The organism is Sesame phyllody phytoplasma (assembly GCF_018390775.2).
Lineage (GTDB): Bacteria > Bacillota_I > Bacilli_A > Acholeplasmatales > Acholeplasmataceae > Phytoplasma > Phytoplasma australasiaticum.
Genome location: NZ_JAHBAJ020000011.1, coordinates 1 through 23,837, shown reverse-complemented (window position 1 = coordinate 23,837; position 23,837 = coordinate 1). Strand labels below are relative to the sequence as shown.

General features: G+C 24.7%; 20 protein-coding genes, 1 tRNA gene and 2 pseudogenes. 1 reads left to right on the top strand and 22 read right to left on the bottom strand.

The annotated features are described in order from the left end of the window. From KHD59_RS01665 to rpsT, 18 genes and pseudogenes are all read right to left on the bottom strand, one after another. Nucleotides 1-340 (bottom strand): annotated as a pseudogene (locus tag KHD59_RS01665) (group II intron reverse transcriptase/maturase); the annotation flags it as partial. Nucleotides 341-1,177: 837 nt separating this feature from the next. Beyond that, nucleotides 1,178-1,822 (bottom strand): triphosphoribosyl-dephospho-CoA synthase, encoded by a 645-nt coding sequence (locus KHD59_RS01660; RefSeq protein WP_213680415.1) that lies wholly within the window; start codon nt 1,820-1,822, stop codon nt 1,178-1,180. Nucleotides 1,823-1,864: 42 nt separating this feature from the next. Further along, nucleotides 1,865-3,355: a 2-hydroxycarboxylate transporter family protein gene (locus KHD59_RS01655; RefSeq protein WP_004994873.1), complete on the bottom strand. Its 1,491-nt coding sequence runs from the start codon at nt 3,353-3,355 to the stop codon at nt 1,865-1,867. Between the two features lie 87 nt (nt 3,356-3,442). Then, nucleotides 3,443-3,958 carry a DJ-1/PfpI family protein gene (locus KHD59_RS01650; RefSeq protein ID WP_213680416.1) on the bottom strand — a complete coding sequence of 172 codons (516 nt, stop codon included), beginning with the start codon at nt 3,956-3,958 and terminating at the stop codon, nt 3,443-3,445. A 65-nt stretch (nt 3,959-4,023) separates the two neighbouring features. Next, nucleotides 4,024-5,184 (bottom strand): NAD(P)-dependent malic enzyme, encoded by a 1,161-nt coding sequence (locus KHD59_RS01645; protein WP_213680417.1) that lies wholly within the window; start codon nt 5,182-5,184, stop codon nt 4,024-4,026. Nucleotides 5,185-5,750: 566 nt separating this feature from the next. Beyond that, nucleotides 5,751-5,900 carry a hypothetical protein gene (locus tag KHD59_RS01640; protein ID WP_213680418.1) on the bottom strand — a complete coding sequence of 50 codons (150 nt, stop codon included), beginning with the start codon at nt 5,898-5,900 and terminating at the stop codon, nt 5,751-5,753. Then, the gene (locus KHD59_RS01635) at nt 5,888-7,231 is read right to left on the bottom strand and encodes a hypothetical protein (protein ID WP_238120291.1); all 1,344 of its coding nucleotides are present in this window, start codon (nt 7,229-7,231) and stop codon (nt 5,888-5,890) included. Before KHD59_RS01635 ends, KHD59_RS01640 begins: the two co-directional genes overlap by 13 nt. An 18-nt stretch (nt 7,232-7,249) precedes the next feature. Next, nucleotides 7,250-7,690 (bottom strand): annotated as a pseudogene (locus tag KHD59_RS02540) (ATP-binding cassette domain-containing protein); the annotation flags it as partial. A 76-nt stretch (nt 7,691-7,766) separates the two neighbouring features. Then, entirely contained in the window at nt 7,767-8,702 is a 936-nt protein-coding gene (locus KHD59_RS01625) for an ABC transporter ATP-binding protein (RefSeq protein WP_213680420.1), read from the bottom strand. A gap of 251 nt (nt 8,703-8,953) precedes the next feature. Next, nucleotides 8,954-9,778 (bottom strand): ATP-binding cassette domain-containing protein, encoded by an 825-nt coding sequence (locus tag KHD59_RS01620; RefSeq protein WP_004994885.1) that lies wholly within the window; start codon nt 9,776-9,778, stop codon nt 8,954-8,956. Nucleotides 9,779-9,830: 52 nt separating this feature from the next. Then, complete coding sequence (locus KHD59_RS01615) at nt 9,831-10,640, bottom strand: ABC transporter permease (RefSeq protein ID WP_213680421.1); 810 nt, start codon at nt 10,638-10,640, stop codon at nt 9,831-9,833. Nucleotides 10,641-10,701: 61 nt separating this feature from the next. Then, on the bottom strand, nt 10,702-11,631 hold the full coding sequence (locus KHD59_RS01610) for an ABC transporter permease (protein ID WP_004994891.1): 930 nt from the start codon (nt 11,629-11,631) through the stop codon (nt 10,702-10,704). A 78-nt stretch (nt 11,632-11,709) separates the two neighbouring features. Then, the gene (locus tag KHD59_RS01605; RefSeq protein WP_213680422.1) at nt 11,710-13,356 is read right to left on the bottom strand and encodes an ABC transporter substrate-binding protein; all 1,647 of its coding nucleotides are present in this window, start codon (nt 13,354-13,356) and stop codon (nt 11,710-11,712) included. 268 nt (nt 13,357-13,624) lie between these two features. Then, nucleotides 13,625-15,319: an arginine--tRNA ligase gene (argS, locus tag KHD59_RS01600; RefSeq protein ID WP_004994894.1), complete on the bottom strand. Its 1,695-nt coding sequence runs from the start codon at nt 15,317-15,319 to the stop codon at nt 13,625-13,627. Nucleotides 15,320-15,456: 137 nt separating this feature from the next. After that, nucleotides 15,457-16,353, bottom strand: a complete 897-nt coding sequence (locus tag KHD59_RS01595) for an RluA family pseudouridine synthase (RefSeq protein WP_213680428.1) — start codon at nt 16,351-16,353, stop codon at nt 15,457-15,459. Nucleotides 16,354-16,436: 83 nt separating this feature from the next. Beyond that, a complete protein-coding gene (locus KHD59_RS01590; RefSeq protein ID WP_213680423.1) occupies nt 16,437-18,494 on the bottom strand; it encodes an ATP-dependent metallopeptidase FtsH/Yme1/Tma family protein in 2,058 nt (685 codons plus the stop codon). Nucleotides 18,495-18,548: 54 nt separating this feature from the next. Next, nucleotides 18,549-19,838, bottom strand: a complete 1,290-nt coding sequence (serS, locus tag KHD59_RS01585) for a serine--tRNA ligase (protein WP_213680424.1) — start codon at nt 19,836-19,838, stop codon at nt 18,549-18,551. Nucleotides 19,839-19,928: 90 nt separating this feature from the next. Further along, nucleotides 19,929-20,189 carry a 30S ribosomal protein S20 gene (rpsT, locus tag KHD59_RS01580; RefSeq protein ID WP_004994904.1) on the bottom strand — a complete coding sequence of 87 codons (261 nt, stop codon included), beginning with the start codon at nt 20,187-20,189 and terminating at the stop codon, nt 19,929-19,931. 468 nt (nt 20,190-20,657) lie between these two features. Between rpsT and KHD59_RS01575 the strand changes: the two genes are divergently transcribed. Next, a complete protein-coding gene (locus KHD59_RS01575; protein WP_213680425.1) occupies nt 20,658-21,125 on the top strand; it encodes an Hsp20/alpha crystallin family protein in 468 nt (155 codons plus the stop codon). A 115-nt stretch (nt 21,126-21,240) separates the two neighbouring features. On the opposite strand, the gene smpB is transcribed toward KHD59_RS01575, so the two are convergent. The 4 genes from smpB to KHD59_RS01555 all read right to left on the bottom strand — a co-directional run bounded on the left by smpB (nt 21,241) and on the right by KHD59_RS01555 (nt 23,800). Continuing rightward, nucleotides 21,241-21,690: an SsrA-binding protein SmpB gene (gene smpB / locus KHD59_RS01570; protein ID WP_193622230.1), complete on the bottom strand. Its 450-nt coding sequence runs from the start codon at nt 21,688-21,690 to the stop codon at nt 21,241-21,243. Between the two features lie 33 nt (nt 21,691-21,723). Beyond that, entirely contained in the window at nt 21,724-22,254 is a 531-nt protein-coding gene (locus KHD59_RS01565; RefSeq protein WP_004994912.1) for an inorganic diphosphatase, read from the bottom strand. Nucleotides 22,255-22,383: 129 nt separating this feature from the next. Further along, a complete protein-coding gene (locus KHD59_RS01560; protein ID WP_213680426.1) occupies nt 22,384-23,679 on the bottom strand; it encodes a hypothetical protein in 1,296 nt (431 codons plus the stop codon). A gap of 45 nt (nt 23,680-23,724) precedes the next feature. Continuing rightward, nucleotides 23,725-23,800: transfer RNA gene (locus KHD59_RS01555), tRNA-Phe, on the bottom strand. Nucleotides 23,801-23,837: the final 37 nt, after the last annotated feature.

The following is a 23,837-nucleotide window of genomic DNA, read 5'->3' as shown; positions in this document are numbered from 1 at the left end:
ATCTATCCTTGATAGTCGGTAAACCCAAGGGTCTGGTTTTTTTATTATCTTTGGGAATGAATATTCTTTTAACTGGTTTTGGGTGATAACCATTATTGACATATTCCTGATGGTATCTTTCTAGTCTATCTAGATTGATTCCATCAATGGTTTCATTATCGATACCTGGTGTACCCGCCCCTTTGTTGGAGGCAATTTTGTTGAATGCCATTAATGTGTTATAAAAGTTATTCATTCCCTGCTGTAATTCCCTTTTTAGGGGATAACTGTTTAATGAACAATATTGAATCTTATTCAATGTTCGCGAAAGTTTAGTTTCTGGTGAAGCCGTTGTTGACATAATTTATCAACCCCTTTCCCGATACCATTGAATAAATAATAAATTACTTTCTTCTTTCGCCCTATGAGAGTGATTAACTCTCCTCTTGGTAAGACGATTAACTAAATTATTCCAAATTTAGGTTTTACTCTTACGACTACTAAGAAGATTCTTTATCCTTGACCATCCGGTCTTTTATTTCCAGATTAGTAAACTTAATTACTTAGTTTTAGGATTCTCCAAGTTGCTCTAAATTTCTACCTTAATTCTTTAGGGGAAGTATCCTCTTTAGGGAGGCTGATTCCAGGTTTCTTTATTTGTTAAACTACTCAACACGTTGTATGTATGTTGGTAGACCCTGGACTGTCCGTTTAAGCAACTTCCGGAACAGGTTATATAATTACATCAATTTCCTTCTTAGGCCATTTCAGGCTTCTCCATAGATATTATATTCGGTAGCGGAGTCATCTTGACTAATTTGCTTTCGTCGCAACCCGCTTTTATGGTCTGCTCTAATCCGACATTCTTTCGTCTGCCCGACCGACCATATCCTTTCAGGGTTTAACTGCCCTGGCTTATTGGTTAGATAGCACGAAATTTAGGCCTCTTTGGCGCCCTACAACTTATATTAGTAGACTCTGGACTGTCCGTTCAAGCAACTTCCGAACAGGTTTTGAGATTACATTCATTTTCCTTCTTAGACCATCTCAGGCTTCTCCATAGAATTATTCGGTGGCGGGGTCGTCTTGACTAATTTGCTTTCGTCGCAACCCGCTTTTATGGTCTGCTATAATCCAATATTCTTTCGTTTACTAAACCGACCATATCCTTTCAGGGTTTATCTGCCCTAGCTATTGGTTAGATAGCACGAAATTTAGGCCTCTTTGGCGCCCTTGTATCCTCAATAATACTCATATAAAAAATTAACAAACATAAATAAAATTCTTGAGCTTTTAAGTAGGGATTTTTTTTATAAATACGTAAAATAAACGGCAAACCTTGAAAAAAAATTTTATAATAACCCGTTAAAGCTTCTCCGCGTGCTCCCGCAATTCCAAATTTTGTAAAGATCTTTTCACCAGGAGTTTTATTACTAAAATATAAAAAATCTTTACGTAATTCTTTAGTTAATTTGCATGTTTGAAAATGCCAATTAGAAAAAGGAATGTTATGAAATAAACCATACGAAACTACATAATAAATAATTCCGAAAGAAAAAATTAAACCTTTATGAGTATTTATGTTCTTGGTAACTTCAAACATGCGTTTTTCTTGTTCTAAACCTAATACTCTTAATTTATTAAAATTTAATGATTTATATGATAAAACTAAATTATAAATATGATAAAAATAAATGCCAAAAGTTTCTTTAGACTTCATAAAAAGATTAAAATTCATATCTTGATGAGATCCGCAACTATTTATAGAAACTAAACCTAACGAAGGGTAACATAAAAGTTCAGTTTCTATAGCAATCAGAGCTAATTTAATTAAATATTCCACAATTTTTTCTAAAAAAGATCATCTATTGATAGATAACATTTATCAATTTATAAAGTAAAATAATGGAAAAAATATACTAGCTACAATTACTGTTAAATCTCCACCAAGACGAGTAGAAATTTGCGCATAAGGAGATAATTCTAAAGAATCAGAAGCTTCCAGAATAGCCAAATTGCCTGCACCACCAATACTATTAGCACAAAGTCCAGCAGCAATTGAAGCTTGAACCGGATAATAACCCATTTTATTACCAATTATAGCAGATGTTAAAGCAGTAGTTAAAACACAAGCAATACAAGTGAACAAAAAAGATAAATTAGAAATCCGATTAATAATCATTAAAATATTAATGTTAATACCAACAACTACTAAAATACAAGATGAAAATGATTGAGTAATAAATTTAGAAGCTTGATTGATATATTGAATATAATTATCCGAAATCAAATCAAAAAACTTAATCAATAAAACCAAAATAACTAAAAAAATAATAGTAGGAGGTATATATTTTTCTAAATTGGTGGACGGCCATAATTTTAATAATAAAGTTCTAAAAATGCTACTTAAAGCGTATAAAGAGAAAATCATCAACAAACCCATTTTCATATTTAAAAAACTTAAATTCGAGTTATTATCTTTTTTTTCATTTTCGAGATGATTAAATTTATTATTACTTAATTTATTTATATTCTTATCCAATTCACCTTCAGGACTACTATATTCCGAATTACCAAAAATTTTTTTAATTAAACCACCGAACATAACACTTAAAATACCACCGATTAACAAAGAAGTGATAATGTGGTTTTTAAAAGCATCTTCAAAACGAACTATTCCTTGCGAAAACACTTTTATCAGAGGAATAATCCCACATGTTAAACCCCCACACGAAATAGGAACAAAAATAAAAAATATAGCATCTAAAAAACTATTACGATGACTACCAGGGACACTATCTATACCACCAATAGGTTTTAAAAAAATGCCTAAAAGTCCTGTTACTAACCCAGAACAAATTAAAGATAAAATAACTAAAAATAAAAATTTAGGACCATTTTTTTTTAAAATAAATTTATCAATACTCAAAAGACTACCGCAAACCAATGAAGCAACAAAAAATTCAGAAAAACCTATATTACTATTTTTATTAAAAAAAGATATCCTTTCGCGAAATGCACTTTGAAATTGCATTAATGATGTTTCAAAATTACGAGGGAAAAAATTATAATTAAATAAAAAAGCTGGTAATAATAAACAAAAAATTGCTCCTCCGCCCATATCTTTTAAAATGGGGATTTTTTTACCTATTACTTTTAATATTTCAGCTAAAATCATAGTAAATAATAAAACTGAAATTAAATTATGCCAAGATGAATTAAATTGTCCTTTGGTAGCGTCATAAGAAATCCAAATATGCATTATAGAAATACTCAATAAAAGCAAAGCAAACTCAATCGAAAAACCTAAAATTTTTAATTTAGGTTTTTTATGTGGATTAAAAGTTGAATCATTAATAGAACTATTTATATTCATATATAAAAGACTACTTCCTATTTTGTTTTTTTATTTAAGTTATTTTAAAATAATCAATATATTTTTGAGATTAAAAATTAATTTTTATTATTTATTTAACGTTTTCAATAAAACATTAACAAAATCTAAAACTGTCCAAGGTGATTGTGAAGTCACAAAATTACCACTTACAACTGTCATTTTGTCAGGACAATATTTTCCTTCTTTAATATAAATCTCATATCCAGGAAAACAAGTAAAAGAATTATTTTTTAATAAATTTAATTTTCCCAAAAATGCAGGAGCTGCGCATATAGCTGCAATAATTTTATTAGAATCTGAAAATATTTTAATTATATTTAATATGTTTTTTAAAGAATCATGTTCATTTTCTATAACATCTTTAACATACGGTCCGCCTGGTATAATTAAAAAATCATATTTATCATAAATAACATTTTTAGATATATCAGCTTTAACCATTAAATCTGATGCCGAAACCACATCTAATGAATTATTAAATGTCAAAGTAGTAACTTCAAAACCATTATTTTTTAATAAAGCTCTTGTTACTAAAGCTTCGCAATCTTCGAAGCCATTTTGTAAAATTAATAATCCTTGCATAAAAATAATTCCCTTTCTTTCAAATATAAAATAATATAAAATTTAATTTTATAAAATTTATTATTTTAAGATATATTACTTACTTTTTCTATAGCTTTAACAATAGCTTTTGTACATTCAGGATTAAAAATAGAGGGTAAAATATTTTCCTCATTTAATTGAGATTCAGGAATAACAGCTGCTAAAGCATAAACAGCAGCTAATTTCATTTCTTCTGTAATTTGAGCAACTTTACTATCTAAAGCTCCGCGAAAAATTCCCGGAAAAACTAATAAATTATTAATTTGATTAGGGAAATCTGAACGACCTGTCGCTATAATACGAGCATTACCTTTCTTAGCTTCTAATGGCATAATTTCTGGTACTGGATTAGCCAAAGCAAATACAATAGCATCTTTATTCATACTAGCAACCATATCAGACGTTAATAAATTAGATTTAGAAACCCCAATAAAAACATCTTTATTTTTGATAATTTCATTTAAATTACCGGTTTCATTATAAAAATTAGTTATTTTAGCTAATTTTTGTTGACTTACATTTAATAATGCTAAATCTTTAGAATTAATTGCTCCGTGTTTATCTACTAAAACAATATTTTTAGGTTTTAATAATAATAATAATTTCGCAATAGCTGTGCCTGCTGCTCCTGCTCCTAAAATAACTATTTCAATTTCAGACATCTTTTTATGCACAACTTTTAAAGCATTAATCAATCCAGCAGCAACAGCAATAGCCGTACCATGTTGATCATCATGGAAAACAGGAATCGATAATTTTTGTTTTAACTTTTCTTCAATCTCAAAACACTCAGGAGCTTTAATATCTTCTAAATTAATAGCGCCAAATACAGAAGAAATTTTACTAATGATATTAATTACTTCTTCAGGATCTTCAGAATCTACACAAATAGGATAAGAATCAATATTAGCAAATTTCTTTAATAAAACAGCTTTACCTTCCATTACCGGAATAGAAGCCAAAGCACCAATATTTCCTAAACCTAATACTGCTGTTCCGTTACTAATAACTGCAACATTATTACCTTTAGAAGTATATTTATATACATCTTCAGGATTATCTTTAATTTTTAAACATGGCTCTGCTACTCCCGGAGTATAAACGAGAGCCAATTCTTTTAAATTATTAACTTCTACTTTAGATACTGTAGCTAACTTACCTTTTTTTTGCGCGTGCAATTTTAACGCTAACTCTTGATTATTCATCAATTAATGGCTCCTGTTTATATTTGAATTATTTATAGAATTTATCTATAAAGTTTATTTACCAAATAGAATAAATTTAAACTCAAGATTTAATTATTGAAAAAATTATTATATTAAAAAACAATTTTAATTATTAAATTAATTTTTGAAAATTGACACATTGGTTTTTAGTACATTAATTTAATTAAAAATCACCAATAATAATAATGTATGATCTTTGACAAAATGTCAACATAAATTTGTTTTTTCATTAATATTTATTTTTATAATTCAATTATTTTTTCTAATATTTATAAAATAAATAAAACTAATTTATAAAACAATATTTATCTAGAATCAATAATATCAATAGGTTTCTTAATAGTAATTTTTATAATTTGTATAAAAGTAACTAATATATAAAAAATTAATCCTAAAACAAAAACACATATATAAGTTTTTTCCACTTGGTATTAAAAAAGGGATAGAGAAATATGAAATAAACCAACTGTTTGCTTTAAATAAAAATAATTTAATCAAAGTTAAAGCTAAACCTAAATTAATTAAAAAGAATATTGCCATTTCTATTAAAAAATAGATAAAATATAAATTTTACCAGCTCCAATAGCTCTTAAAACACCTATATCTTTGTATCTAAGCTTAATAGAATTATTAGTAAAATAATTATCATAATCGCAGCAAAAGTAGATAATACAATAAACGCTCAAAAAATCCATGGTAAAATTGATTTTTTTATATCTGTTTCAAGAAGATTAAATAAACTTACAAATGGAGTTTTAGATAATGTTAAATTTGGATTTTCTGTTTCAGATAAATCATTAATACACAAACGATAATAATTATCAACCAAATCATCTATTTCCATCTTAGATAGACCTTTAGTACAACCTATTATTTTACAAAAATTAAAAGTTTCATCTTCGTTATAACCTTTTTGTATAATATCCGGAGTTATAATTTCATTCATTACTTTTGCAGGTAATAAAACTATATTTTGATTACCAAAACAATTTTCGACCCAATAATACTGTTTTAAAAACGCGCGTTTAATAGAATTAAAAAAACTTGTTTTTTTCTTTAATTTTAATTTATTGTAATCTTGATTAAAATTATTATAATGTTTGATACGAGGTATATACTGATCATCTGTCATTTCGATTACAACAGATTTATCCAAATCCAATAGTTGTGGTAATATTTTCGAATTAATAGAAATATTGTTTAACTTTCCTGACCGCTTATAATATTGTAAAAATTCATAAAAATTTCGAGAAATGTAAATTTTATTTTTATCAAAATTTAATGGCTTGTGATAACCTACTGCGCTCCAAAATTTTTCATTTTCTGATGTTTCTATAAAATCAATAACATTGCCAACAAAAAAAACATCAGAATCATATTCCTGTTTAACATTAGTCAATCCATAACTTATCATAGGTTGCAAATAAACTTTCGGATTTTTTTGCTTAAATAAATTAAATTCATCAAAAGTCATCGTTGACATATTTCGAAATGTTTCAAAATATCGATTATAAACTAAACCTTTAGAAAAAATAAAATTTTTGGCAGAATGGTTTTGCAAAACTGATTTAATAGCATACGAAGATTTAAAAAAATAAATTACCGATACAAAACCTAATAAAGCCAAAAAAGAAGTTGTTAACAAAATATTAAAAAATAATGAAATAGCTTTGGTTTTCATATTATTAAAAGCCATACAAAAAGATAATTTTGAAAAAAACCTAGAACTTATTGTTTTTGAATCAATAAGATTACTATTTGTTAATTCTTTATTTTTTACATCAGAATCCGAAATATCTACAAAAATATTTTTAGATTTCCTTATTTGATCTTTAATAATCTGACCATCTTTTAATTCAATGATACGATCTGCATATTTATGAGCAATTTCTAAATCATGCGAAACCAAAATAATTAATTTTTGTTTAGCGATTTTCGAAAACAACCTTAATATTTGTTCTCCCGTTACACTATCTAAAGCTCCTGTTGGTTCATCAGCTATTAAAAAATCAGGTTCCTTAATCATAGCTCTCGCGATAGCGACTCTTTGTTTTTGCCCTCCTGATAATGCATTAACATTACGTGAACCAAAAACAGCTAAATCTACCTCATTTAGAATATTATTGATTACTTTATCATCAACTTTTTTACCTTGTAATTATAAAACAATTGATATATTTTGAAATACCGTCAAATCATTGATTAAATTAAAATGTTGAAAAATAAATCCAACTGATTGATTTCTATAATTATTGAAATCGCTTTCATTAAAATTTCGAAAAGATTTATTTTTAAAAATAACATCTCCATCAGAAATTTTCTCCAAACCACCTAATATATTCATCAAAGTAGTTTTACCACTGCCAGATTTTCCTATAATAAAAACTAAACCTTCGGATGATAAAGATATATTAACCCCTTTTAAAGCGGAAATACAATCTTTTTTCAATTTAAAAAATTTATCAATTTTATTACAAACTAACATTATAAAATTATCTTTATCCCTTTGCTAAATAATAAATTAAAATTTCTAGAATAAAAATCTTAATTATAATAAAAAATTATTTTTTTAAAGTACAACTAATAAAATGTTCATCAGATACTTGATATAAATCTAAATCTGGTTCTGCATAATTTTTAAAATTACGAAAATCAAAAATTTCATTTTCAGCATTATAAAAATTTTCATTAGATTGAATACTAGAACGATAAATACTAGTTAACAAAAAATCATTTAACAATTTTTTAGTATAAGGATGCATAGGGTTACTAAAAATTTTTTTACAAGGAGCTTTTTCAACAATCATACCTTTATATAAAACAATAATATTTTCAACCAAAGAAGCAACAATACTTAAATCATGTGTAATAAAAATCATAGACATATTATATTTTTTTTGCATATCTTTGATTAAATGCAAAATTTCTTTTTGAGCTATAACATCTATAGCAGTAGTAGGTTCATCTGCAATCAACAGTTTTGGTCGACAAATTAAAGAAATAGCTATAGATACTCTCTGACATAATCCTCCAGATAATTGATATGGATAAGATTCCAAAATTTTATAAGGATCTGAAATTTCTACCTGTTCTAATAATTTTATAGCTTGAATAAGAGCTGGTTTTCCGTATAAACCCTTGCGTAATTTTAAAATTTCAAAAATTTGTGTTTTAATTTTTAATAAAGGATTTAAACTTGACACAGGATCTTGAAAAATAATGCTAATCTCTTGACCACGAATTTTACGCATTTGCTGTTCATCGAAATCAGAAATCAATTCTTGATTAAAAATAATTTTTCCTTGAACAATTTTTTGATTAGTTTGTAAAAGTTTTAAAATTGATAAAGCAATCTGACTTTTTCCAGAACCAGACTCGCCTATAATAGCTAAAGTTTCTTGTTCTTTAACTTCAAAATTAACTCCTCTCACAGCTTTAATCAAAGAATTTTCAAATTGAAAATAAGTATGTAAATTTTTTACTTGTAACAAACTCATATTTTTTCATCCCTTTTAATATAGGCATAGAATTATTTATATTGCAATAATCGAATTTATATTTCAGATCCATCTAGTACAAATAATCCCTCCTCGAAATTATTAAAATATAATATAAATCAATAAGATATTTTTTTTAATTCACTGAATTATATTTTTATAATGAAACGAATGTACCTTTAGACCATCATGTTAATCCGCGCGTTTATAAATAAAACTATTTATCAAATAAACTGATTATAAAGATATTTTTAACATTTAGTTTCGTAATAAGGAATACGAGGAATCGCATTTAATAACTCTTTTGTATAGAAATGCATAGGTTTTTGAAAAATTTCTTTTGTTGGAGCTAATTCTACCAATTGACCTTTATACATTACTCCGATTCTGTCACTAATATATTGAGCTACTCCTAAATCATGAGAGATAAATAAATAAGTAACTTTGTATTTTTTTTTAAAATCATTTAAAAGATCTAAAATTTGTTTTTGAACAGTTACATCTAATGCGGAGACAATTTCATCACAAACCACAAATTTTGGTTTTAAAATTAATGTTTTAGCTATATTAACTCTTTGCCTTTGGCCTCCGCTCAATTCAGCCGGATAACGTTCCATCAATTCAGACGACAAACCACATTTATTCATAATATCTATAATTTGTTGATAATATCTAGGATCTTTATAACCAAAAACCCTTTTATGAATAATTAATCCTTCACCAATAATATCACGAACTTTAAATTTAGGATTTAAAGCGGAAAAAGAATTTTGAAAAATAATTTGTAAATCAGGACGCCAAATTTTCATTTGATTAGGCTTTAAAAGACTTAAATTAATATTTAAATCATCATCAGGAAAATACCAAACATTCCCTTGATTATTTCGTTGCAATTGTAAAATTAATTGACCTAAAGTAGATTTTCCCGAACCTGATTCACCAATAATACTTAAAGTTTCTTGTTTGAAAATAGATAAATTAATATTATCATTAGCTCGGAATATTTTGTTATTAACCATAAAATATTTATTCAAATTTTCAATTTTAAATAAGATTTCGGATTTATTTATATCCATTATACATACCTCTTTCCTTGAAAAAAGATTATTTTATTAAAAAAAAAATCAATTATTCAATAAATTCATTAATACCTTCTGCTATAAAATTAAAAGCTAAATTAGTAAAAATGATAAACATCATCGGAAAAAAGAATAATCTCGGATATATATAGATATAAGTTTTATTCAAACTTAATAAAAGTCCCCATTCAGGAATAGAATTATCTAAACCAATCCCAATAAAACCAAAAGAAGACGCCACTAAAATAACACTACTTAAACTTAAAGCTATTCTAATCAATAAAGTTGGTAATAAATGAGGAAAAATATGTTTTCGAATAATATAACTATGATTAGCTCCTAAAGCTAAAGCATTTTTAACAAAATCTTGACGAGTTATTTTAATAGTAGCGTTTTTAATATTTTTAATAAATGTCGGTAAATAACATATAGATAAAACCATAATTAATTGATAAATCCCAGTTTTTAAAAAAAACATAATTAAAAATGCTAAAATAAAATCTGGAAAAACAATTAAATAATCACAAATAAAATTAGTTATAATATCCCAAAATCCCGAAAAATAACCGCCTAAAATTCCTAAAACTACACCTATAATAAAGCTAATAGAAACAGAAATAACTGCTATATATAAAGATGTCACAGTTCCTCTAATCAAATAAGCAAAAACATCATGACCCAAAGAGTCTGTACCTATCCAATGACTTGATCCGGGTTCCAAAAAAGATTTATATGTATAATTCCACATAGAAGCCTTTTGAGGAATAATCATAGGAAGAATAAAAGTTATTCCTAATAAAAAAAATAATAATACTAAACCAACTAATAAAATCTTATTTTTTTTAAATAAAAAATTCAAAAAATAAAATATTTTGTTTCGAATAATAATAAAAAATACCTCCTTTTTTTTAAGGTAAAAATTACTTTTTAGTAAAAGTTGGATCGATGAAATAACATAATAATTCTACTAAAATTCCAATTAAACTAATAACTAAAGATAACATAATGACACAACATTGTAAAACAGGAAGATCTCTTTGATTAAAAGAATCAAACATTAATAAACCTAAACCCTTTAAATTAAAAATACTTTCTAAAATAATAGCGCCACTTAACATAAAATTAAAAATTAAACTAACATGAGTAAAAATAGGCACTAAAGAATTTTTTAATATATGTTTAAACCAAATTCTTTCTTGAGATAACCCTTTGGCCCTAGCAGCTATCACAAAAGGTTGATTCGAAACTGATATTAAAGTAGAACGAGCAATACGAAAAATTGAAAAAACCGCTATCAAACTTAAAGAAGCAATAGGCAAAATCCATGATTTAATTTGATCTAATCCTGAAATAGGCAATAAATTAAAATAAAAGGCCAAAAAATACTGTAACAAAAAACCAATGATAAAACTAGGCATAGAAATAAATAAAATAGATGTAAAAATCAAAATATAATCTATTTTACTTTTGTAATTTCTAGCCGATAAATAACCTAAAAAAATTCCTATTAATGAAGCTATTAAACAACTACAACAAGTAATTGTAAAAGTTATTTTAAAAGATCTTATAAATAAACTTAAAGCTGAAATTTCAGGATATACATATGACTTACCAAAATCCCATTTAAAAATGATATTATAAAAATATCTAAAAAATTGTTCTAAAAAAGATTTATCTAACCCTAATTGAATTCTTAATTGTTCTCTTTGTTGATAAGTACTTTTATAACCTAATAAAGATACAACAGGATCGGAAAAAAATTTCATAGAACCAAAAATTAATATAGTAACAATTAAAAAAATTAATCCGATATAAAGTAATTTTTTGACAAAATATTTGTTCAAAAACATTTAATTAAATTTTCCCCTTTAACCTACCACATAATTTTATTAAAAATTAAAAATTTATATTTAAAAAATTTAGTGAATTTAAATTTTACGTAATTTAGTAATATCAGGATTTCCAAGTATATTAATATTAAAATTAACTACATTTTTACGTATAGCTATTTCAGAATATTTTTGACAATAAAAAGGGATAATAGCGCATTTGTTAAATAAAAATTGATGAAAATCACGAACTTTTTGATCGTAACCAGGTTCACTAGTATTTGATTTTAAATTATTTAAATATTGAAAAATTTCTCCATTATCTGATAACTGATGCCAACTCATAGAACCTCCCTTTTCTTTAGGACCGAAAAAATAATTTAAAACATAATAAGGAGTAATATCTTCGAAATTTTCCGAAATCATTAAAATATCAAATTCACCTTTTTCACCTTTATTAGCTAATTCATTTAATTCTCTAACCTCATGTTTAATTTTGAAACCCTCTCTTTGTAAAAAATCAGTAACACGACTAGCATAACGATAAGATATAGGAGATGTTGCGTTAATACTAAAAAACATTATTTCTTTACCATAACCAGGTTTTTGACTTTTACAAGAATTATCGAAATTAGGTTTTTCTAAATAACCTATCATACGAGGATCTGACACGCTATTAACAACCTGATAACGCTCCGTATCTTCACCTAATTCATTTAAAAATTGTTGTTTTTTTTCTGGATTTAATGCCTCCGCAATACTTCGGCGTTCTCCTAAAGATAATTTTTGACAATTTAAAAATAAATAGGTCATAACAAGAGATTCTGGTTTGATAATTTGCAAATCAGAATGACGAGATAAATCTTTTGATGCAGTTTTATCAAGAGGAACAAAAGATATATCGATATCGCCTTTTTTAAGATGCATATTCATAGTTTGAGTATCAGGAATATAACAAGCTTTTATTTGTTGAATATTGCTTTCAATATAATCATTTTTTTTATAATAATTATTAAAACGTTCTAATTTAATATTATTATTATCAAATTCTTTTAATTTAAATGGACCTAATCCAATTCGACGATTAGGAACTTTAGAATTTTCTCCTTCGAACATAATAATAGGAACTTTGCTTAAATGATGATAATTTAACGGATCTTGATCATCAGTAAAAAGAATAAAAAAACAATTTATATCATTATTATCTACTTTAATATCTTGAATAAAACCGGAATGTTCACCACCTTTTTCTTTATTATAAAGAAAATTATTGACAATATCTTGATTAGTTAATAGGTGTTCATTATGGAATTTAATGCCTGGTATTAAATTACATTTATAATATCCGTTAAATTCACCTTGTGTTTGTTTTAAAGGCATAGAAACCAGAAGGCGAGGTTTATAATTTTTTGTATAATAATCATTTTCTTTTGAAGGATATGCTTTTATCAAATATTCATGCAATAAATCCCGAATATGACTATTAATAACTGTATTAGCGCCTTGTCCAAATATACCAAAACCATCTTGTACTGGAGATGTTAAACCTAAAGTTAAAACATGTTTATTTTGTTCATTTAAATCATTATTGTTTTTGTGATAATGTTTTATAAAAGTCCATAACATTATTAAAATAAAAATACTGATTATCAAAGTAATAATTTTTTTATTTTGCACAAACCGAAAATATACTAATAAAAATATACTTAAACTTCCTAATAAAATAGCAATTAAAATCCAAATCATATTATTTCTATAATTTCCCTTATTAATTTACAAAATTTCCAAAAAAATAACAAATTTAATAAAATAATATAATTTTTTTATTAAATTTTTTTAAACTAAAAAGATATTTATAACTTAAAATTAATATACTTACATAAATTTATGTACAATAATTTTTTAGCCCAAATACCAATATGCTATACAAAATATAAACCAACTATAACAACCATTTATTTACATAAATTTAATTCTTATTTTTTAGATCATAACTTATATTATCATAATAACTTCACATCTGCACTACAATAGGAATTCCCAATAATTTTAATCCTTCTTCTAAAACTATACAAATACTTTTAATTAATAAAATAAGCCCTTTTTTTAATTCCAATTCAGAAGTTAAAATTTTTTCTTGTTCATAAAAATAATTAGTATATTTTGATAATTTAAATAAATAACGAGCTAATAAACTAGGCATATTATCTTTAATAACCTTTTCCAGGATAACAGGAAAATCATCTAACAGTTTAACAATAATAAAAGAATAATCCTTTTGAAAATAATTAGTTAAAAATGACCAATTTAATTCATCTAAATTAATATTAAACTGTATCTTAGTCATAATTGACTTCAAACGTACTAAGGTATATTGCAAATAAGGTCCTGTATTGCCTTCAAATTGAATCATATTTTCTAAATTAAAATCAATATTTAAATGACGATCATTTTTCAAATCATTAAAAAAAATTGCACCAATAGCGATTTTTTCTGCTATTTTATTTATATTTATTTTAGATAAATTTTTATTTCTTTCTTTAATAATTTGTTCAATCTTATTTTGGGCATGATGAATAATATCTATTAATTTATAATCTTGATGTTTTCGAGTCGAAATTTTAATTTTATTTAAACAAATCAAACCAAAATTAATGTGTCTAATATCGAAATGATATCCCATTTGTTGAATAATTTCAATTAATTGTTGATAATGCAATTTTTGTTCATTGCCTACTACATATAGAATTTTCTGAAAATTAAATTTTTTAGCGCGATATAATAAACAAGCTATATCCCTGGTTAAATAAAGAGTACTACCATTATCTTTTTGTAGTAAAGCCGAAGGAATATCTTTTAAAGGAAAAATATAAGCTTTTTTATCAATAATAATTAATTTTTGTTTATATAACTTTTGAACTAATTGTAAAGCTTTTTGATGATAAAAAGATTCTCCTATATAAAAGTCAAAAGAAATACCTAATAATTTATAAATTTTTTTAAACTCTTTTAAAGAAATACGTCTAAAAAAACGCCATAATTTAAATATATTTTCATCTTTTTCTTCTAATTTTTTAAAAATATTTTTAGCTTCTAAATGAAGATTAGTATCTTGTTTTGCTCGTTGATGAAACAAAATATAAAGTTTTTGTAATTCATCAATAGGATTACTCAAAATTAAATTTTCTTTACCCCATTTTTGATAAGCTAAAATCATTTGACCAAATTGAGTTCCCCAATCTCCTAAATGATTAATACTAATAGTATTAAAACCTAACTTTTGATAAATATTTTTTAAAGCATTACCGATAATAGTTGAACGCAAATGACCAATAGAAAAATTTTTCGCAATATTAGGAGAAGAATAATCCAAAACAACAACCTGATTATTACTAGCCTTTTGGGCGTAATCGAAAGATAATACATAAATGGAACTTAAAATTTTCTGACTAATTAAACCTCTTTGCAATTTAATATTTAAAAAACCTTTATCTAAATTAACTTCAGATATTTCTGGTAAAGTTAATAAAATTTTTTTAAAATCCTGAAATACCTTTGATAAATTATTATTCCATTGATCGCGATAGACAAATAAAGGTAAATAAAAATCCCATAATAAATCTTTATCATAATATTTAACTATAGATTTAATATTAAATTTTACATTTAAAAGATTAGTAATTTGCGTTTGCAATTTTTGCAAATACATAAAAAAAATTCTCCTAATATTTCGAAAAAATAATTGTAAATTTAAAATTGAATTAAAACATATTTTGAAAAAAATAAAATTATACTTAAAATATCGACTATTAGGATATTTTAAATATAATTAAATCTTAAAGAAAATTATTCTAAAAACTTTATAAATTCAGAAAAATAATTAGGCAAAGGGATATCAAATTGTAATTCTTTCCCTATCCAAGGATGCATAAAATATAATTTTTTAGCATGCAAAAGTTGAGAAGAAACTAGATATTTTTTTTTATTATACAAAGGATCTCCTATAATAGGATGTTTTAAATAACTTAAATGTACACGAATTTGATGAGTACGTCCTGTTTCTAATTGGAGTTCCACAAGAGAATAATTATTAAATTTTTTTAAAGTAGTAAAATGTGTTATAGCTATTTTACCTTGAGATGTTACAGACATTTTCAAAGGGTTACGATAATCTCTTTTGATAGGTAAATTAATAGTACCCGACTTGTTTAAAAAACCTTCAATTAAGGCGTAATATATTCGTTTAACATCTCTACTTTGTAACATTTTTTGCATTTTATCAACTACTTCTATTGTTTTACCGACTAAAATTAAACCTGTAGTGTCCTTATCTAAACGATGAATAATACCCATACGTTCATTCCAAGGCATTTTATTAAAATCTTTAAGTTGATATAATAAACCATTAACTAAAGTAATGCCTTGAAAACTAGAAGAAGGATGTACTATCAAATTAGCAGGTTTATTAATTACAGCTAAATAATCATCTTCATAAACGATTTCTAAATTTAAATTAACAGGATATAAACAATTATTTTTTTTAATTAATTCCGTTAAATTTAACATTACCACATCTTGATGTTTTAAAATAGCACTTTTTTTGGCTAAATTATTATTTACTAAAACCTTTTGATTAGCGATTAACTTCTGAACTTGACTTTTAGTAAAACCAATTTGAATAGTAACAAAATAATCTAAACGATAACCATTAAAATTTTTCGTAACAATAAACTTTTGTATCATAAAACCTAAATCCAAAAAATAAAATTTCTTTAATTTCTTTATTTATGCGCATAACGAATATCTTAATATATTAAGATAAATCATTATGAATTATTATTTTTTTCTGATAAATCTTTTTTTTCAGATTTTTTTGGATCAGAAATATTATCAGATGGTTCATTGTTTTTAATAATATCAGAAACATTTGGTGTATCATTTTGTTCTTCTATAAGCTTAACATCTTTATCATCCGGAAAATCTAAATTTGAGTTTTTCTCTTGATCAAACCAACTTAATTTACCTGTTAAATATATCTCTTTGACATCTTTAGTTACTAAAGTTTCTACTTTTAATAAATAATCAACTAAATTATGAACAAAAATTTTATTATCTAAAAGTGATTTTTTAGCTAATTGATAACATTCTGCAATAATATTTTTAACTTCTAAATCTATCTCTGAAGCTTTAGAATCCGAAAAATTTCTTTCCACTTGATTAAATTGAACTAAACCTACATTACTCATACCATATTCAATTACCATTTTTCTCGCAATATCACTAGCATGATTGAAATCTGCATATGCTCCGTTAGAAATATCATCTAAAAAAATCTCTTCTGCAGCTCTACCACCTAAAGAAATAGCAATATCAATAATCAATTTTTTTCTTGATTTTAAGTTAGAATTTTCACTATCAGGGGATATAAGATTATATCCGCCTACTGAACCTCTAGGAATAATAGTAATTTTGCGAACTTTTTCGATGTCATCTAAAACAACAGCTAAAACGCCATGCCCTGCTTCATGATATGCAACTAATTTTTTTTCTTTTTTAGATAAAAAATCTTTTTTAACTGTAGAACCAATCAATATGCGATCAATTGCTTCATTAACGTCCTGAGGTTCTATATATAAACTACGACGACGTGCTGCTAATAAAGCGGATTCATTTAAAACCCCTTCTAATTGAGCTCCGCTAAATCCAATAGTTTGTTCGGCGATTTCACTTAAATTAACATTTGGACTAAAATGTTTGTTTTTAGCATGTAATTCTAAAATGGCTTTACGATCTCTCGCACTAGGTAAATTAATAGTAAAACGACGATCAAATCTACCTGGTCTTAAAATTGCCGAATCCAACATTTCCGGTTGATTGGTAGCAGCTATAACGATAATTTCTGTATTAGAACCAAAACCATCTAATTCCACTAATAATTGATTTAAAGTATTATCGTGTTCTGAATTATGACTTATAGCACCTCTTTTATGAGCTAAACCTTCTACTTCATCGATAAAAATAATACAAGGAGAATATTGAGCGGCTTTTTGAAATAAATTACGTATACGAGAAGCTCCTACTCCTACATATTTTTCTACAAATTCGGATCCAGAAGTTGCAAAAAAAGCTACCCCTGCCTCTCCTGCTACAGCTTTAGCTAATAAAGTTTTTCCAGTACCAGGAGGTCCTGATAACAAAACTCCTTTAGGAATACGAGCACCTATATCTTTATATTTTTGTGGATATTTTAGAAAATCAATAATTTCTTGCATTTCAATTTTTTCTTCAGAAAAACCAGCTATATTTTTAAAAGTAATATCACTTTTAAAATCTATTTGTTCTTTTTGTCCAGTATATTTTTCTCCCATTTGTTCAAAAAATTTAGAAGTCGTAGATTTAAACAAAGAATATAATACATAACAACTAATCAATGGTATAATAAAGCCAATAGCATCTACTAAAGGGCCAAAACCTAAATAAGGAGCCTCTGTATAAGGATTATCTAGAATTGTTTGATAAGATGAATCATTTTTAGATTTTGCTAGAATAATATCAATAATTTGGTTATAAATTTTTTCAGATACCGAATGATATATAATCCTGTGTTCTTGTTCAAAAAAAATACTATCAGTATTTTCTGCCGTTGTAACTACTAAATCATATAAAGTCGGTATGCTACGAACTATTTTTGGTTTAATTTTTTTAATCTTAATATTATTTTTTGGATTTTCTAAAATATTTAACAATTCCATAACAGGATTAGGTTTTTTGATAACTTGGTCAAATATGTTATTCATAGACAACATTATTCCGAAAAACGTTATAAAACCTACAATATGCCATATAGTAAAATGTTGAAAATGTTTCTTGAAAAAATCTATCATAATTCATTATTCCTTTTTTTATAACATTTTTATATTATATCTCAAGAATGTTTTTTAATAATAATTCATTTTAATTATATCTGTTCCCAAATATTCCTGTAAAATTTTAGGTACACTAACACTACCATCTTTATTTTGATAATTTTCTAAAATAGCTGCCATAGTTCTACCTACAGCTAAAGCTGATCCATTTAAAGTATGAACTAATTTTCCTTGATCTTGTAAATGAGCTTTAAATTTAATATTAGCTCTGCGAGCTTGAAAATCTTCTGCATTACTAATAGAAGCTATTTCACAATATTTTTGTTGACTCGGTAACCAAACTTCAATATCATAAGTTTTACTCATACTAAAGCCTAAATCACCGGTTGATAACAACATAATCCGATAAGGTAATTTTAATTTATCTAAAATAACAGCAGCATCCTTTAACATTTGTTCTAAAACGATATAAGATGTTTTTGGTTCTACAAATTGAATCAATTCTACCTTATTAAATTGCTTCTGTCTCCAAATTCCTTTAGTATTTTTACCAGAAGATCCAGCTTCTTCTCGAAAACAAGTCGTATAACTAACATATTTAATAGGTAAACTTTTAATATCCAAAATTTCTTGACGATGTAAATTAATAGTAGGTACTTCAGCCGTTGGATTTAAATACCAATTATATTTATCTAAATTTAACTTAAAAACATCTTGAGAAAACTTAGGTAATTGACCAGTAGCAAACATAGATTGTTGGTTCACTATAAAAGGCGGTATCACTTCTGAATATTTGTTAGATACATGAGTATCTATCATAAAATTAATCAATGACCTTTCTAATCGGGCCCCTAATCCTTTCAAAACAACAAACTTACTTCCGACAATTTTAGAAGCTTTCTGAAAATCTAAAATATCTAAATCAACTCCTAACTGAAGATGATCTTTTATAACAAAATCATATTTACGAGGTTCGACAACAGAACGATATACTTCTATATTATCAGATTCATTATAACCAATAGGAACACTTTCGTGATGAATATTAGGTAAAAAATATAAAATATTTGTCATTTGTTCTTCAATTTTTTTTAAATTAATTTGTAATTGTTTTAAATTTTCATCATGATTGATATCATCATTTATAATACTTTTTGAATTAGACTGGATTGATAATTTGTCGATTTTTTGGCGAGAAAACTGATTTTTAAAATATTTTATACGCTCAATTTTTTGCAAAATTTTATTTTTAGATTGGTATAAAAAAATTAATTCATCCAATAAATCTTCATTAACAAATCGATTTTTCAGTTTATTCTTAACTAGTTCTATATTTTTAAGTATAAATTTGATATCTAACACAACCTATAAAAACCTCTTTATAATAATTACTTTTTTAATAAACAAATTTTTTAATAATAATTTAATATCTTCCGAAAATAAAAATATAGGTTAACGTACATTAATATTATTCAAAGTAATAGCAGCATTTCTTTTCTTTCTATTAACGTAATTGCCTACATAAATACCTTTCGACAAACCTTTATCTAATTTTTTACAAACCACACTATAATATAAAGAAGCTTCTTTAAAATCTTTAGCATTTTTTAATTTCTTAAAATAAGTTTTAGTTGATGATTTAAAATCACTATTACGTAATCTACGTTTATTGTTAGTAATGATACGTTTTTTTTGTTGTTTAATATTTGCCATTTACATAAATTCCTTTTTAAATTAAATATTTTTATAATTACTTAAAATTACTAAATTTTTTTCAAATTTGAAAAAACGCTCATGCTACATTATATATTAATAGCAGCAATTTTGTGTTGCAATATGTATGTAAAATTATTAAATTTTATTGAAAACTATCCTATTTAACATTTATTAATGATGATTAACATATTTATATCATGAATATTTCTGTTATAAAAGAATATTTCTTAACGAAAATAATATGCCAAAGAAAATATAAATTTAAATTTAACAAAAACATATTTAAACGTATACATATCCTATTATAACATCATTAAATATTATTGAATTAAATAAAAAAATTTGTTAGAATGAAATTGGAAAATTTATTAAAATAATAAATTTAATTACTTAAATTTAATTGATTAATATTAACGTCAAGAAATAATATTTATTTTAATAGATAAGGAGATTATAAAAGATAGTATGTCATTAATTAAGGATTTATTATCTATTCCAACAATTTTAGATTTAGATAAAAGATTACCTAAAGCTGATTTATGGGATTGCCAAAATTATTATTTACTTATCATGGATTTACCAGGTTTTACCAAAGAACAAGTTAAAATTTCTGTTAACGAAGGACGTTTAACTATTGAAGCGGACAATCGTTGCGAGCAAACAAATAATAAACAATCCATAAATAAACATGATTCTGTTAAAGAAAATAATCCGTCTAAAGATTTTTGCTGTTCAACCGAAAATTGTTCTGATTGTGAATTATTATATCAAGAAAGATTTTACGGCAAAATAGAACGTACCTTTAATTACAATTTTATACATTTAACTAGTGTTAAAGATATTGAAGGTAAATTAGAAAACGGATTATTGACACTTAAAATTAATAAAAAAACACAAATTCAATCAAATAAAGAATTTGTACAATTAAAATAATATAATTTAATTATTAATTAACCTGCTAAAAATAAAATAAAAAAATTCAAAATAATTTTTTGAATTTTTTTTATTTTTTTTTATAATTAATTTTTAAATTTCATGAAATCAAATATTAAAAAAATTCTTTTAAAATTTTTTTAGTATACATCAATTCATCTTTATTTTTTAAATCTTGACGTTTATCATATTTCTTTTTACCGCGTGCTAAAGCGATTTCTAATTTAAACAAATTACGTTGATTAAATATTTTAATAGGAATAATAGCTAAATTATGATTTTTTATTTTATTTTTTATTTGTAAAATTTCTTTTTTTTTAAGTAAAAGTTTCTTTTTTCTGTTATCAATATGATCAAAATCGTTACTACAGGAATATTTAGTAATTTTCATATTAATTACAAATAATTCATTATTATCAATACAAACATAAGAATTATCTAAATGAACTTGACCTAAACGAATAGACTTAACCTCATTACCTAAAAGTTGAATACCAGCTGAATACTTTTTATCCAAAAAATAATCATAATTAGCTTTTTTATTAAAAATAACTTTTTGCTTCATAACGGACCTAAAAATAATTGCATCTATTTAAAATTAGACTGAAATTAATTTATATTTTGACAAAGCTTTCTCAACAACAGATACCGCTTCTTGAAAATCTTGTATTTGTTGAATTTGAATCACCTTATTTTCTAAATCTTTATAATGCAATAAAAAATGTTCTATTTCTAATAACCAAGATTTAGGTATATCTGATAAATTAATATATTGTCGCAACATCAAATCTTTTACTGGAATAGCGATAATTTTATCATCCTGTTGACCATTATCTAACATACGAATAACCCCTATAGGACGACATTCAACTAAGACCATGGGATCTAAAATTTCTTGAGTTAAAACAAATACATCTAAAGGATCATTATCATCACACAAAGTTAAAGGAATAAAACCATAGTTAGCCGGATAACAAAAAGCAGTGTTCAAATAACGATCTAAGATCAAACAACCAGTTTCTTCGTCTAATTCATATTTTTTTTTACTACCACGAATAATTTCTATAAAAACTAAAAAATTATGACCTGATAATCTCTCAGAACTAATTGCTTTTAAATTATTATTCATTAAATTACCTACCATTTTTTAAGTTTAATTAAGGACATAGTTTGATGATTATTTTTGTGTATTTTTTTATATTTTAAAATACAAAAACAATATAAAAACATCCATTATAAATATATTAATTAACTTAATTTAAGTCAAACGAGCATTAAAAAAAGCTTTTTTTTGTATTTCAAAAGTTTTTTTATATAAAACACTGATATCTAGATGGTGAAAAAAAGAATTATAACAATTTTTCGTATCATAATTTGTACGTAAAATTAATAATTTATCAATAAATTTAAATTGTTCAATATTATTTTCATTTTGAAAAATTTCATTAAAAGTTAAATAAAATTCATTCAATTTTTGATCATGTTCTAATTTTAACAAAAAACCTAAAGTTTTATGTTCAGGATTGCATTCAATATTAAGATTCATTTCGTATAAAGGTTTCACTTTTTTGGTATTAATTGAATAATTAACTTCAAAATTGTTTGGAATAAATATACTACTAAAACTTAATAATAAATTAAACAATAAATTACGATCTAATTCATCAATATCTTTTAAGTTATTAATTTGTTCTAATAAATTATTAACAGATATTTTAATCGATTCTTCAGAATCCTTAGATTTAGAAATTTCTAATAAATGTCTTATGTAATTTAATAAATGTTTTTGAAAATCATCTGCATCAAATTTTTCATCCCTTAGATTAATGATTTCATGAATCAGCTCTAACACTGAATAACCTTTTACTTGACAATTACAAAAAGAAATATTAGCAGAAATTATTTTATCTAAATCTTCAGAAGGAAAATAAAAAAAACCTAAATTAGGATTTTTTTTTAATAAACGATAAAAATCTACAGCTACTAAAGAAACTTTTTCATATTTATCATCTATAAATTCTTCTTTAATACCCGATAAATTTAAACACTTAAATAAACAATTTATCTTAGATATATTGGCATCAAAAGCACCAAATAAAATTTGTTTAAAATTAAACCACTCAAAAAAAGAAGCACATGGTACAGTTTTAACATTTTTTAAAGCATAAAACAATCTCATTCGTTTAGAAAAAAAAGAACCTAAATCATGTTTACAACTAAGTAAAAAATACTGATTAGGTAAACACTTATCATGAGATAATAGAGAAATTTCAGCTTCCGATTTATCATTTTTAGTTAATGTGGATATTTCGGTTTCATCTATATTCTTATCAGATGCAAAAGGTTTTAAATTTGGAAAATTTTTAATTTCGGATTTATTCAAAAACGTTGTTAATTCGATAGTTTCTAAAGAATCTAATTCTTTATCCATAGCATTAACAAACAATAAATTAATATTAACAACCAATAATATTAAAAGTACCAATAATACAAATTTAAAAAATAAAAATTTATTATTATTTTTAATTTTAAAAAAAAATATTTTTGAATTCAAATTTATTATTATACTCTCTTCTAACCAACAATAAAATTATTATTATGGCGGCTCCGGGCAGAATCGAACTGCCGACACGAGGCTCTTCAGGCCACTGCTCTACCGACTGAGCTACAGAGCCTTTTAAAAAGATAAAATTGGCGGTCCGAACGGGGATT

Bases quoted from the DNA above. Each gene is read 5' to 3' on its own strand.
- KHD59_RS01635 (WP_238120291.1), bottom strand. From the start codon at position 7,231: ATGATTAAGGAACCTGATTTTTTAATAGCTGATGAACCAACAGGAGCT.
- KHD59_RS01650 (WP_213680416.1), bottom strand. From the start codon at position 3,958: ATGCAAGGATTATTAATTTTACAAAATGGCTTCGAAGATTGCGAAGCT.
- argS (WP_004994894.1), bottom strand. From the start codon at position 15,319: ATGTATTTGCAAAAATTGCAAACGCAAATTACTAATCTTTTAAATGTA.
- smpB (WP_193622230.1), bottom strand. From the start codon at position 21,690: ATGAAGCAAAAAGTTATTTTTAATAAAAAAGCTAATTATGATTATTTT.
- KHD59_RS01610 (WP_004994891.1), bottom strand. From the start codon at position 11,631: ATGTTTTTGAACAAATATTTTGTCAAAAAATTACTTTATATCGGATTA.
- KHD59_RS01620 (WP_004994885.1), bottom strand. From the start codon at position 9,778: ATGGATATAAATAAATCCGAAATCTTATTTAAAATTGAAAATTTGAAT.
- KHD59_RS01605 (WP_213680422.1), bottom strand. From the start codon at position 13,356: ATGATTTGGATTTTAATTGCTATTTTATTAGGAAGTTTAAGTATATTT.
- KHD59_RS01595 (WP_213680428.1), bottom strand. From the start codon at position 16,353: ATGATACAAAAGTTTATTGTTACGAAAAATTTTAATGGTTATCGTTTA.
- rpsT (WP_004994904.1), bottom strand. From the start codon at position 20,189: ATGGCAAATATTAAACAACAAAAAAAACGTATCATTACTAACAATAAA.
- KHD59_RS01565 (WP_004994912.1), bottom strand. From the start codon at position 22,254: ATGAATAATAATTTAAAAGCAATTAGTTCTGAGAGATTATCAGGTCAT.
- KHD59_RS01575 (WP_213680425.1), top strand. From the start codon at position 20,658: ATGTCATTAATTAAGGATTTATTATCTATTCCAACAATTTTAGATTTA.
- KHD59_RS01655 (WP_004994873.1), bottom strand. From the start codon at position 3,355: ATGAATATAAATAGTTCTATTAATGATTCAACTTTTAATCCACATAAA.
- KHD59_RS01625 (WP_213680420.1), bottom strand. From the start codon at position 8,702: ATGAGTTTGTTACAAGTAAAAAATTTACATACTTATTTTCAATTTGAA.
- KHD59_RS01590 (WP_213680423.1), bottom strand. From the start codon at position 18,494: ATGATAGATTTTTTCAAGAAACATTTTCAACATTTTACTATATGGCAT.
- KHD59_RS01640 (WP_213680418.1), bottom strand. From the start codon at position 5,900: ATGGATTTTTTGAGCGTTTATTGTATTATCTACTTTTGCTGCGATTAT.
- KHD59_RS01645 (WP_213680417.1), bottom strand. From the start codon at position 5,184: ATGAATAATCAAGAGTTAGCGTTAAAATTGCACGCGCAAAAAAAAGGT.